Here is a 14,659-nt window from a genome sequence, read left to right as displayed (position 1 = left end):
CGTCAGCGCCACGTCCAGGGAGACCGTCGATGCGACCACGGTCGCCGTCTCGGTCGGCCTGTCGGGCAGCAGCAGCGGCAGCGCGACCTCGGTGAGCCTCGGCGGCTCGGTCGCCCGCAACGTGATCGACGTCGCGACGGTGGCCGAGGTGATCAACGCGGGCGTGATCGACGCCGGCAGCCTCTCGGTCGCCGCCCTCAACGAGTCCGGGATCAAGGCCAATGTCGGCGCTGCGTCGATCGCGGCCGGACTCGGCCAGGGCGGGGCGATCACGGTCGCGCTCGCCGCGAGCGTGGCGCTCAACAGCGTCTCCGGCAATGTCAGCGCCTCGGTGCAGAACGCCCAGGTGACGACCCGCGGCGGCGTCACCGTCACGGCCGACCGCAAGGGCCGGATCGAGACCCTGGCCGCGGCCGCGAGCGTGGCGGTGGGTGTCAGCAGCGGCGGCAAGGGCATCGGCGTCTCCGGCGCCGGCGTCGGCGCCGTCAACACGATCAACAGCAGCACGACGGCGTCCGTGCAGGGCGGCTCGATCTCCGCGGCCGGCGCTGTGACGGTGGGGGCATCGAGCCTCGCCACGATCAAGGCCGACGTCATCGCCGCGGCGGCCTCGGTCGGCGCGAGCAGCGGTGGGGCCGCGGGTGCGGGCGCCCTCGGCATCGCCATCGCCTACAATGAGATCGGCCGCTGGACGGCGTACGACGCCGCCACCAACACGATCAGCGAGACGCCCGCGATGGGCTCCCGCGCCACCGTTTCGGCCACGCTCTCGAACGCCCCCGTCGCGGCGACGGGCGCCCTCTCGGTGACGGCCGCGAGCCAGAACACGATCACCGCCAACATCGCGGCGATCGCGGTCGGCGCCACCGTCTCCAGCTCGAATGCCGGCGCAGTCAGCATCGGCGGCACCGTCGCCATGAACAATATCGGCCTCGCCACCGCGGCGTTGGTCGACGGCGACGGCACCGGTACGGGGACCGGGCTCTCGGCCACGGGTGCGACGGTGACCGCGCAGGACACCTCCGCCATCTCGGCCACCGCCCTCTCGGCGAGCCTCGCGCTCGCCGCCTCCTCCTCGAACGCGGTCTCGGTGGCGGTCGGCGGCAGCATCGCGCTCAACAGCATCGCCAACGACGTCTCCGCGGTGGTGCGCAACATCGACCGGACGCTGCAGACGAGCGGCGCCATCCTCGTCAGCGCGAAGTCGGCTGGCTCGATCAGGGCGAACGCCGCCTCGGCGGCGATCAGCATCGGGGCGGGCGCCTCGAACGGCGTCGCGGTCAGTGCCGCGATCACCTACGCGCGCAACGTCATCACGACGAGCACCCGTGCCCAGGCGGCAGAGAGCGTCCTGAAGACGACCGGCACCGGCGACGTCTCGGTCAAGGCCGAGGCCTCGGCGACGATCGAGGCGAAGATCCTGGCCGCGGCACTCGCGGCCGGCGTCGGCGGCTCGAACGGCGTCGGCGTGGGCGTCGGCGCGGCGATCGCCGAGAACCGCATCGGCACCTGGACTCCGTCCGGCACGGACGGCTCGACGAGCTACGCGCTCGCCACGAACGGCGGCACCGTGACAGAGGCCTCGCTCACCCGCGTCGCCGTCGACGCCAAGGGGGCTCTCACCGTCGACGCGGCCTCGAAGAACACGATCACGGCCGACATCGCCGCGCTTGCGGCGGCCCTCGCCGGCGGCGGCTCGAACGCGGTCGGCGTCAGCGCGGGCGCGACCGCCGTCATCAACGCCATCGGCGTGTCGACGCGCGCCTTCATCGAGGGCAACGGCGTGGCGGGGAGCGCCATCGCCAGCAACGCGATCACGGCCGGCGCCGTCACGGTGCAGGCGCAGGACACGTCGAGCATCGTCGCGAACGCGCTGACCGCGGCGGTCTCCGCCTCCCTCGGCGGCACCGCAGGCGTCTCCGTCTCGATCGGCTTCGCGCTCGCGCTCAACACGATCAACACGGCCGCCCAGGCCTTCGTGCAGAACGTCGGCGGCGGCGTCTCCGCGGCCGGCGCGGTGCTCGTCAACGCCCGAAATGCGTCCACCATCCGGGCGAACACGACCGCCGCGGCGGTGAGCCTCGGTGGCGGCGGCACGGCCGGCGTCGCGGTGGCCGGCGGCGGCGCCTTCGCCTTCAACACGATCCGCTCGGTGACGAGCGCGATCGTCGACGCGAGCCCGATCACGCAGAGCGGCAGCGTGACCATCTCGGCGACCGGCACCTCGCAGATCGAGGCGCGCGTGCTCGCGGCGAGCGCGGCGGCCGCGCTCGGCGGCACGGCGGGCGTGGGCGTGGCGCTGGGCGCCTCGGCGGCCGCCAACCAGATCGGCGGCTGGACCTCGACCGGAACGGGCAGGGACCGGGTCGACACGGCGGTGGACGGCCAGGGCTCCCTCGTCGAGGCGCGCCTGCGCAACAGCGGCGTCACGACCTCGGGCGCCCTCAAGGTCGAGGCGACCTCGACCCAGTCCATCGCCGCGCAGGTCGCGGCGGCGGCGGCCTCGATCGGCGGCGGCGGCACGGCCGGCGTCGGCGTCTCGGCGGCGGGCGTCGTGGTGACCAACGCCATCGCGGTCTCGACCCGCGCCACGATCGACGGAGCCGGGACGGGCATCACGGCCGGCAGCATCACGGTCAATGCGGCGGATTCCTCGACGATCGACGCCTTCGCGGGCTCGGCCTCGCTCGCCGGTTCCGGCGGGGGCACGGCCGGCGTCTCGGTCGCGGTCGGGTTCACCATCGCGCTCAACAGCATCGCGGGCGCGGTCGAGGCGAGCATCGCCAAGGCGGCGGCGCTCATCCAGACAAACGCGGCGGGCATCTCGGTCACCGCCTCGCGGGCGGGCCGGATCAACGCGGCGGCGGCGGCGGCGGCGATCAGCCTCGCAGGCGGCGGGGCGGCGGGCGTCGGCGTCTCGGGCGGAGGCGCCTTCGCCTCGAACAGCATCCGCGGCACCGTCAACGCCACGGTCGATTCGAGCCGCATCACGAGCGCGGCCGGGCTCACGGTGACGGCGACGGCCACCTCGGCGATCACGGCGATCGTCTCGGCACTGGCGGCCTCGGGCGGCGGCGGCGGGGCCGCGGGCGTCGGTGTCGCCCTCGGCGTCGGCAGCGCGGAAAACCGGATCGGGCGCTGGACCACGAGCGGCACGGACGGGAACCGCCAGGACACGCTCGCCGGTGACGCGATGGCGGTCGAGGCCGCGATCAAGAACGCGGCCCTCAACATCACGGGCGCGCTCGCCGTCGAGGCGACCTCCAACCAGACCATCTCGGCGACCGTCGTGGCGGCCGCGGCCGCGATCCAGGGCGGCGGCGCGGCCGGCGTCTCGGGCAGCGGGGCGGGCGCGGTCACGGCCAATGCGATCGGCGTCGTCACGCGCGCCACGATCGACGGCGACGGCACCGGCGGTATCCAGGCCGGCAGCGTCAGCGTCGCGGCGAGCGACACCTCCGCCATCACGGCGGCGACCGGCGCCGCCGCCCTCTCTGCGGCCGGCGGCGGGGCCGCGGGCGTCTCGGTCGCGGTCGGCTTCGCGCTGGCTCTCAACACCATCGCGGGCACGGTCGAGGCCGCGATCCGCAACGCGGATACGGGGATCGCCACCCGCAGCGGCGGCCTCTCCGTGAGCGCCACCAGCAACGGCCGCATCAAGGCCGTCTCGACGGCGGCCGCCCTCTCGGTCGGCGGCGGCGGTGCGGCCGGCGTCTCGGTGAGCGGCGGTGGCGCGGGTGCCGCCAACGTCATCACGACGAAGACCAACGCCTCCGCCTCGGGCAGCAGGATCACCGTGCGCAACGGTGCCACCAGCGTCGCGGCCTCCGCCACCTCGGACATCCAGGCCCTCATCGTCGCGGCGGCCGCCGCGGCGGGCGGCGGCGGGGCCGCGGGCGTCGGCGTCTCGGTCGGCGTCGGCGTGGCCGTGAACGTCATCGGCGCGGGCAACGAGGTCCAGGCCTCGCTCAACAACACCAGCGTCGACGCGAACGGCGCGCTCTCCGTCACCGCCACCTCGAAGCAGACCATCAAGGCGGACGTCGCCGCAGTCTCGGCCTCGGTGCAGGGGGCGGGAGCCGCCGCCGTCAGCGTGGCGGGCGCGGGCGTCGGCGCCACCAACGTCATCGCGGTCGCGACCCGGGCCACCATCGACGGGGACGGCGCCGCGGGCATCACCGCGACCGCGGTCTCGGTCACGGCGCAGGACAATTCGGAGATCACGGCCACCGTCGGTGCCGCCGGCATCGCGGGCAGCGGCGCCGGCGTCGCGGCGGTCGGCGTGACCATCGCGGCCTCGAACGCCACCAACACGATCGGCAACGCCGTCGAGGCGACGATCCGCAACGCGGATTCGGGCGTCACGACGACGAGCGGCGACGTCTCGGTCAGCGCGACGAGCGGCGGCTTCATCAAGGCGGTCGCCTCGGCGGCGACGGTGAGCCTCGGCGGCGCCGGCATCGCCAACGTGCAGATCTCCGGCGGCGGCGCCTCGGCCCTCAACATCATCACCACCCGCACCCGCGCGGCGATCGAGAAGGCGGTCGGGCAGGGGCCGAACAACCGGGTCACCAGCGCCGCGGGCGTGCGCGTCACCGCCTCGAGCACGCAGAGGATCGACGCGAACATCGCCTCCCTCGCCGTGGCCGGCGGCGGCGCGGGCGTGGCCAGCGTCCCCGTGGCGATCGGCCTCGCGGGCGCCCAGAACATCATCGGCGACTGGCAGACGAAGGGCCAGGACGGCAAGAATCTCGCCCAGCCCGCGCTGCGCGCGAACGGCAGCGCGGCCGTCGAGGCGGTGATCTCCGGCACGACGGTCGACGCGCAGGGTACGGTCGCGGTCGGGGCGACTTCGGCCAGCACGATCAACGCCCTCGTGGCGGCGGGTGCGGCGGTGGCCACGGGCGCTACGGTCGGCGTCGGCGTTGCGGGCTCGGGCAGCTACTCGGGCAACGCCATCAGCATCGCGACCAAGGCCTCGATCGACGGCGCGACGACGCGCGTGACCGCGGGCGACGTCTCGGTGAAGGCCCAGGACCGGGCCGCGATCACGGTCGACGTCGGCACGGCGGCCATCGCCGCCGCGGGCGGCGCGGTCGGTGTAGGCGGCGCCATCGGCGTCGCCACGGCGCTCAACATCATCAACAGCGCGCTCACGGCGCAGATCGACTCGGCCAGCGTCACCACCCGCACGGGCGGAATCGCGGTCGAGGCGCTGGTGCCGTCCGACGATCCGGCGACGGCCGGCTTCGAGGGCTCGACCATCAACGCCAAGGTCGCTGCGGCCTCGGCCGCGCTCGCGGGGGGCGGCGTCGGCGTGGCGGTCTCGGGCGGCGGTGCCGTCGCGACGAACCTGATCGGCGGCTCGACCCGGGCGAAGCTCAGCAACGCCAACCTCGACGCCAAGACCGACGTCTCGGTGAGCGCGGCCAACAACAGCCGCATCGCCTCCGAGGTCGCCGCGATCGCGGCCGGCGCCAGCATCGGCGGCGTCGCCGTTGCGGCGAGCATCGGCACCGGCGTGGCGATCAACCTGATCGGCGTGAGTTCCGGCAGCACCACGGTGCCGGCGCTGGCCATCGAGGCCCTCTCGGCGAATACGGCGATCAAGGCCGGCGGCAACCTCGCCATTCAGGCGACCTCCGGCCAGACCATCGACGCCTCGATCCAGGCGGGCTCGGTGGCGGTCTCCGGCGGCGCCATCGGCGTCAGCCTCGCGGGCTCGGGAGCCGGCACCACGAACCGCGTCGCCGCGCAGGTGAGCGCGGGGATCGACGGTGACGGGGCCGGCATCTCGGCGGGCGACGTCACCGTGACGGCGCGGGACACCTCGAAGCTCACGGTCGATACCGGTGCGGCCTCGATCGCCGCCTCGTTCGGCATCGCCGGGGGCGCCTCGGTCTCCGTCGCGGTCGCGGCGGCTAGCAACCGGATCGCCAACAGCGTCTCGGCCTCGATCCGCAACGTCAATGACGGGCTCACCGCCCGCGGCGCGGTCAGCGTCACGGCGACCGAGGCCGCGAGCCTGACGAGCCGGGCGCGCACGGCCTCGATGGCGGCGAATTTCTCGCCCGTCGGCTTCAGCTTCGCGGGTGGCGGCGCCGGCACCGGCGACACCGTCCAGAGCAGCACCAGCGCGACCATCGCCAACAGCACGGTCGCGGCGGCGGGCGACGTCACCGTCCGGGCCGCCGACACCACCAATGTCGACTCGCAGGTTCTCGGCATCACCGTGGCGGGCGGCATCCTCGCGCTGGCGGCGGGCGGCTCCGTGGCGAACGTCGAGGCGCGCCCGACCGTCACCGCCCAGATCGAGGGCGGCGCGGTCACGGGCCAGAACGTGCGCGTGCTCGCCGACGCGCTGCCGAGCATCTCGGCGAAGGCTCTGGGCATCAGCGCGGGCACGGCGGCGGTCGGCGCCTCGACCGCCCTCACCACCGTGGCCGCGACGGTCGACGCGCACACGAAGCAGACGCAGATCACCGCGGCGAGCCTCACCGTGCAGGGCAGCCTGTCGCAGACGGCCGGAAAGGATTCGGCGAATTCCTACGCGTCCGGGTCGGTCGGCGGCCTGATCGGCCTCAACTCGACGGTGACGAACGCCACCAACGCCAGCACCGTCACGGGCACGATCGACGTCGGCACGATCATCGCCGTCACGGGCGCTGTCGCGGTCACGGCGGTGAGCACGACGAAGCAGACCTCCCTCGCCAGCAGTGCCACCGCCGGCCTCGTGGCCGCGGGCGCGACGGTCTCCAACGCCCAATCGGCGACCACCACGGCGGCGCGCATCAAGACTCAGAATGCGATCAGCGCCGGCTCGATGACGGTGACGGCCTCGGGCACCGACGACAATTTCGCCAAGGCGGTCTCCGGCAGCGGCGGCCTCGTCTCGGGCACGGCGGCGCTCGCCACCACGAGCACGGGGGGCACCACCGACGCGGCGCTCGATGCGGGCGTCAACGTCGACCTCACCACGCGCTCGGACAGCGCCGGCACGTTCTACCTCGCGGCCAACCACACCGCGACGATCAACGCGCAGATCATCACCGACAGCTACGGCGCGCTGGCCGGCGCCGGCGCGGTGGTGCGCAACGACGTGACCCACGCCGCCACGGCGACCTTCGGCGCGGGCTCCCGCGTCCTGGCGCGCGACATCGTGGCGAACGCCATGAACACGGTGAGGAAGCCGAAGCTCGCGGATGCCAACATCGTCGGCTCGACGGGGGGCATCGCCAGCGGCGCGGCCGCACTCAGCACGACGACCGTCAACGTGACCTCGACCGTCAACGTGGCGAGCAATGCGGGCCAGAAGACCAGCCTCGAGACGGTGTCGCGCGCCGGCAGCCAGGGCGGCATCCGGCTCACCGCCAACAACGCGATCGACGCCTACGACAAGGTCACGCTGACCACCGGCGGCGCCATCTCGGGCGCGGGCTCGGATTCGAACATCCTGGCGCCGACCTTCAAGGCCCAGGTCACGATCGGCACCGACGCGACGCTCTTCACCCTCGGCGGGCTGACGCTCGCCGCCAACGGCACCGGCAACGCCTACGCCGTCTCGAATTCCGAGACCTACGGCGCGGCCACCGTCGCCTCCGGCGAGACCCGGGTCGACCTGCGCCCGGACAACAGCGTCACGGTCGGGTCGCGCACGCAGATCACGGCCTACGGCGACGCGGACATCTTCGCGGGCACCAACAAGAAGGCCTACGACGACAGCTACGACACCTCCGCCACGACGGACACCTTCGCCGGCAGCGCGATCCCGATCACCTCGCTCGACGCGACCATCCGCGTGCTCGAGCGGAACACGATCGCGATCTACGCGGACGCCAAGATCTCGACGGCCGGCAACGCGAACCTGTTCACCAACCGGCAGGGCAACTCCAACGCCGTCGCCCGCATGAAGGGCACGACCTGGGCCACCGCGGTCGCCGGCGCCATCGACAGCCTGCTCGGCGGCTCCGCCGTGACTCCGGTCGGCGATTCGCAAACCGGCTCGGTCGGCACCGTGATCGTCGACGGCACCGTCGTCACCGGCATCACCCGGAACATCTCGATCGTCTTCGACGACCTCTCGCGGGCGGGCGCCGCGACCGTCGTCACCGGGACGGTCAGCCTGAACGGCCAGAAGTACAACGCCGCCGGCCAGCCGATCGCCGCGTCCGACCCGACCAAGAGCTTCTCGGTGTCGCTGGCGGATGGAGCCAGCAGGGGCTCGGGCACGCTGCCCAAGCTGCCGATCGTGGTCAGCCTCGGCTTCGAATACGCGCAGTCGGGCCTGATCGCCGCCTTCAACGAGGCGACGAAGGGTCTGGCGACCTACAAGGACAACGCCACGCTCCAGACCTACTACCGCAACGAGGTCAACCGCATCGTCGCGGAGCTGCAGGCGGAAGGGCTCGCCGAGGTCAACCAGGACAAGGATGGCAAGCTCTTCGTCATCCCGATCTACAAGCAGGTCCAGACCATCACGGTGAGCCCCTTCACCGCGGGCGCCGGCGGCATCTTCGTTCGGGCGGACGCCCTGCTCGGCTCGGGCAGCCTCGACGCGGCCTCCGACACCAAGGTCGAGATCACCAACAACTCGGTCGCGAGCCTGAACATCACCGGCATCACCATGCCGGAATCGAACGGCGGCACCTTCCTCAACGGCAACCTGATGACGTCCGGCGGGACGATCGAGATCCGCCTGCAGGCCGTCGCCACCGAGAACGCGGCGAGCCCCGATGCGGCGGCCGCCCGTACGGTCGCGGGCAATCGGAGCGTCGCCTTCGGCACGCTGACGGCCGGCGGCATCGCCACCGACGCGACGAAGAGCGACATCTACCTCATCAACACGTCGGGCGCCCGCAACGGCAATTCCGCGCCCTCGATCAACATCACCGGCGACATCTACGCGCCGACCGCGGTGCTGCACGTCAGGACCACGGGCAGCGGCGACTTCAACGCCAGCGCCCTCACCACCGTGAAGGCGACGGATTTCGACGTCGGCGGCGCCGTCTCGATCGGCACCACCAAGGACCTGCGCACCTACAGCGTCGGCGGCGACCCCTACGGCCAGATCAAGGCCGTGCTCGACGCGGGCTCCGGCCCGCTCACGGGCAAGGACAACACCCAGATCGCGAACGCGCTCGCCAATGTCAGCTCGGCGATCGTCGCCAGCGGCGCCGTGACGATCAAGGCGCAGTACCTCAACGTGAACGGCCTCGTGCAGAGCGGGCGCGACACCTACACGATCGACATCGACACTGCGGTCTACAACGAGATCCAGGAGATCCTGCGCGATCCCGGCCGGACCGCGAACCTCTCGACCCTGACCAAGAACGGCTTCTCGGCGAGCTTCAATCGCCAGACCAACCGCATCGAGATCGACGAGATCGTCTCCACCGGCGGCCAGATCAACCTGACCGGCGTGATGCTCAACACGAGCCAGGGCAAGGGCGAGTTGCGCGCGCTCGGCGGCTACGCCAGCGTCAACGTCACGAACCGCCTGAACTACGACGTCGTGCTCAATCGGATCGACCTCTCGAAGCGCGGCGTCGGCACGATCAACATCGAGGATCTCGCCTACAAGACCGGCAGCGGCGTCAACGACATCGCCTTCCGGCAGACCCTGATCCAGCAGAACGCCGCCGGCGTGGTGACGCGCTACAGCGCCGACATCACCAGCTCCGGCCGCGAGGTGCAGACCTACGCGGGCAGCTCGACCTCCCAATACGATCCGAAATCGGGCTACCGCTACGCCTTCACCATCGGCCAGGGCAACAAGAACACCTACTCGCTCACCCGGGGCACCTCGTCCTGGCTCGGCATCGACGCCTTCGCCAAGGATCCGCCCCCCCTGAAGGATTTCAACAAGGAGATCGTCGAGAAGGCGGCGCTGCAGCCGGAATCCGCCTACTACTACATCGACGCCAGCAAGTCGGGCTACGCGTTCCTCGGCGCGCCCGAGTACACGCGCAGCGCCGAGACGCCGAAGGAGGTCGCGAGCTGGACCACGAGCACGTGGTACGGAAAGAAGACCTACTACACGAAGCTCCAGACGGTGGAGTACACCGAGACCCAGGCGACCCACAGCCTGGAGGCCGATTACGGCATCAGGATCTCCTTCACGGGCAGCCGCGCCGGCAGCGTCAACATCGACTCGCAGGGCGCCGGCAAGGTCCTGATCGCGGGCGGCATCCGCAACGACAACGGCACCACGATCATCAAGTCGGGCAGCTCGATCGAGCATCTCGGCTCCACCACCGCCGTCACCGGCACGCGTGTCGAGCTGCAGGCTGTCTCGGGCATCGGCGTCGGCAATGGAACCGGCGCGACCGACCGGGCCCTGAACGTCTCGCTCTCGGGCGCGGGCAACAGCCTCAAGGCCACGACGGGCAACGGCAACATCAACCTCAACGTGCGCACGCTCGACACCGAACTCGGCGTCGATCGGATCGCGGCGGGCAACGGCTACGACGTCAAGCTCGTGACTTCCGGCGGCATCACGATCGCCGGAGAGGGCGTGATCGCGGGCGGTTCGCTCAGCCTGAGCGCGGGCGGGCGCCTCGGCTCGGCGGCTGCGCCGATCAAGCTCGACAGCGGCAACACGGCCCGTGACAAGACCGACATCACCGCGGCCGGCAACGTCGGCATCCGCGAGATCGCGGGGGACCTGCGCCTCAACAGCCTCACGGCGAACGGCGACGTCTACATCAAGGTCGGCACGGGCAGCCTGCTCAACGTGAACAACGTGGTCGTGCGCGACCAGCGCAAGGCGGATGAACTCATCGGCGGCGTCTGGAAGGACCTCGCCCTGACCACGGACGATGCCAACCGGAAGTTCCAGGCGACGCTCGACGCCTACGAGAACACCCGCGAGCGCGACTACAACGCCTACTGGGCCTACCGGAACCAGCAGCCGAACCCGGCCGTCTACGACGCCGCCTTCCAGGTCAGGCTGAACGCGGCCAACGGCGAGCTCGCCTATTTCCGGTCGATGTTCGAGGCTCAGGCGCGCGACGAGGCCGCCAAGGCGGGCCGCTCGATCTCCGACACCGAGGTGACGACATACGTCAACGACGCGGTTGCTGCGACCGAGGCGACGCGCACGCTGCAATACCACACGCTGCACGGCCAGTACGGCGGGCTCGGCGATGTCTACTACGCCGATCTCGACGCGGCCTACGCGACCTACTGGGCCTACCGGACCCAGCAGGGCGGCGCCTACTCGGCCGCCTACGCCGTGCCGGTCTCCGCAGCCGAGCGCGCGGCGATCGATGCCGCAGTTCGCGGGACCGCCCTCGTGGGTGACGCGATCACCGCTCACGTCGATGCCGCGTTGATCCTTATCAACGCGGAGCGGGTCTCGGCCGGCCAAGCCAAGCTGACGGGTGACGAGCTGGCCGCCCGCCGCATGCAGATCATCACGGACGTCGTCTCGGACGCCACGCGCACGACGGCGATCGCCAACGATCCGCTCACGAAGTCCGTCGACGATCAGGTCGCGCGCCTCGAAGCCTCCAGGACCGCCGACTACAACAACCTCAAGTTGACGTTCGGCAGCCTCGATCTCGCGAAGATCACCGATTTCGGAGCGCAGTATGCGCGCTACTGGGAGCTTCGCGACTCCCTTGTCGCGAACGTGCCCACGCTGAGCGGCCAGCAGGCCTCTGCCCTGCGCGCGCAATTCGCCGCCGACGACACGGGGAAGACCCTGACCGGCGCGGCGCTCGACACCTATGTCGAGGGCAAGATCGCGGCCGTGCGGGCTGGCCTCCCGGCCGAGTACACCGCTCTCAAGGCGATCTTCGCGAGCTTCGGCGACCATTACATCGAGAAGCTCCCGTCCGCCTTCGCGATCTTCGATGCCTACCGCGCGGCGGATGTCGGCGGCACCGTGCGGATCACCGGCACGGAGCTCGCTGCGCTCCGGGCACAGCTCGCGAAGGACGGCTTGGCTCAGTCGCTCGGCGAGGCGGCCCTGCGCAATGCCACCTCCACCAAGGTCGCTGCGGCCGAGGCCGCGCTGAAGAGCGCGTATGCGGCCCTCGATGCCCGCTTCGGCAGCCTCGGCAACACCTACGATGCGAGCCTCGTCGCGGATGCGGACAAGGCGGCCTACGAGACCTACTGGAGCTACCGGAACCAGCAGGTCGACCCGGCGGTCTACAACGCCGCGTTCAGCCCGCGCCTCGCGGGCCAGGCCCTCACCGACGCCGTGGCCAAGTCCCGGGCCGAGGCCCAGGCCGAGAACGCCACCTCGGCGACGATCACCGATGCGGTCAACGCGAAGGTCGCGGCCCGCTCCGTCGCGCTCACCGCGCAGTACGCGGCCCTCGACCGCTTGTTCAACGCGTTGCCGGCCGCCGGCACGGGCAAGGTGCTGACGGCGAGCCAGCAGGCCAACCCGCACTTCTTCATCGACCAGGCGACCGCCGACGCGATCAACGGCGGGATCAAGCGCTGGACGCAGGACGAACTGCTGAACGCCGTCGGCCAGGGCCTCCTGAAGGAGACGACGAGCACGATCGTCGACAAGCAGGACCCGATCATCAAGGGCCGCACCATCACGATCGAGACGGCGCGCAACGTCGGCTCGGTCAGCGACACGACGCTGGTCGATCTCAGCACGAAGGCGCCGCTGACGCCGGACCAGCAGATCGACCTCGGCGTGGCCGAGCGCAGCGACATCGTCTTCCTGACGAGCGCGCCGGTGACGGCCGACGTGATCTTCTCGGGCAACTCCGTCATCCGCACCGACGGCAGGACCTGGGACGCCGGCATCTTCACGCAGGGCGGCACCCTCTACATCGGCGGCCTGACCGCGAACGCGTCGGCCGAGACGACGACGGTGTTCAAGATCACCGGCCGGTCCGGCAACGTGCTCACCGTCGACAACGCCTTCACGGGCGGGGCCGCGCGGGGCCTCAGCTTCGGCGTCAGCGTCGCGGTGACCGGCGAGGCGCCGCGCGCGACGGCCGACGTCTCCTTCGACCGGCTGAAGGCGGCGCCCACCGCCCTCACCGTCACCTTCTCCAACGACACGGCGGCCAACCAGGGCCTGCTGACGCGCGCCGACGGGCAGGGCTGGGGCGCCGCCTACGCGGTGGGCGACACGCTCTACATCGCGGGCGAGACGGCCAACACCAGCGCCGCCGCGACCAGCGTCTACCGCATCGCCTCGGTGAGCGGCTCCGTGATCCGGCTCGAGGTTGGCCAGCTCTTCGTGGCCGAGGCCGGCAAGGCCGTGAACGTCGGCGTCCGCTCGACCGGCGCGAGCGGCGTCTCGGTGATCACCCGCGCCACCGGCAGCTTCCTGCAGGACGGCTTCGCGGACGGGATGAAGATCGGCGTCGCGGGCACGTTCGGGGTGAAGACCCTCAACGCCACCAATGCGACCACGGGCTACACGATCCGCTCCGCGAGCGCCTCCACCCTCGTCTTCGACGGGCCGGTCCTCAGCACCGAGAGCCAGCGCAGCGTCATCCTGTTCCAGTCGGCGACCGACCCGAACAATCCGTTCTCGAAGATCACCACGCTGCTCATCCAGAAGCGCAAGGCGATGGTCCTGCAGAGCGCCGGGACCCTCGAGGTCACCGCGGGCGGCCAGATCTTCATCAACGCGCCCGGCGTGGTCACGGTCGGAAAGGTCGAGTCGACGGGCGGCAAGGAGATCCGCCTCAAGTCGACCGGCGGCCTCGTCAACGGCGGCGCCACGACGGCGACCAACGTCAAGGGCGGCGACATCGTGCTGGAGGGCGGCGACGGCGCCGTCGGCAGCGCGCAGAAGGCGATCGGCATCGACCTGCAGGGCGCGGGCGCCCTCACCGTCCGCACGGCGCAGGACGTCTACGTCACCGAGCGCTCGGGCGACCTGAACCTCGAATCCGCCTACTCGCAGGGCGGCAGCGTGACCCTCGTCGCGGTGTCCGGCAGCATCCTCGACGGCGTCGGCACCGACACGAACAAGATCGTTGCGAGCAGCGTCACCCTGAGGGCGACGGGCTCGATCGGCTCGAAGACCGACGCCATCGAGATGAAGCTCACCGGATCGGTCCGCGCGAGCGCGACCGGCGACGTGGTGCTGACCGAGACCGAGACCAGCATGAAGGTGCTGGCCATCGCGACCCAGGGCGACGTGGTGCTGCGCGCCAACGCCTCGATCCTCGACGCGGGCGACCTGACCGACCCGCGCGACATCGAATCGGGCATCGACGCCGCCGCGGCCGCCCGCGGCAACCCGGGCGCCAACGTCACCGCCCGCTCCGTGACGCTGCGGGCCCTCGACGGGATCGGCACCGCCGCCGATGCCTTCGAGTTCAACAGCAATGCCGCGGGAACCACGAACGGCACCGTCACCCTCAGCGCCGGCCTCAGCAACATCTACGCGGTGGAGACCCTGGGCGCCCTCTACCTCGCCACGGTCGGCACGGCGGACACCCGCACGGCCTTCATCACCGCGCAGGCGGGCGACATCCTGAACGGGGCGACCGACTACAACGAGACGACCGGGGGCACCTCGAACCTGAGCTCCGGCAAGGCCTACCTGATCGCCTCAGGCAACATCGGCAGCGAGAGCAAACGCATCGTCGCCAACATGCGCAGCCTCGACGGAGACCGCTACGGCGGCCTCGAGGGCCGCGCCATCTCGGGCGACATCTGGCTCTGG

At 71.5% G+C, this 14,659-nt stretch carries 1 protein-coding gene (cut by both window edges); it reads left to right on the top strand.

The whole window is internal to an LEPR-XLL domain-containing protein gene (locus J2X36_RS22955) on the top strand: the coding sequence, 42,651 nt in all, runs 12,485 nt past the left edge and 15,507 nt past the right edge, and what appears here is coding positions 12,486-27,144 (codon 4,162, partial, through codon 9,048, complete); the first complete codon in view begins at position 2. The start codon and the stop codon both lie outside this window.

It is taken from the genome of Methylobacterium sp. BE186, from assembly GCF_031457035.1.
GTDB classification, from domain to species: Bacteria; Pseudomonadota; Alphaproteobacteria; order Rhizobiales; family Beijerinckiaceae; genus Methylobacterium; species Methylobacterium segetis.
Note: the sequence above shows the minus strand (reverse complement) of the source record. Positions and strands in the feature narration are given on the sequence as shown.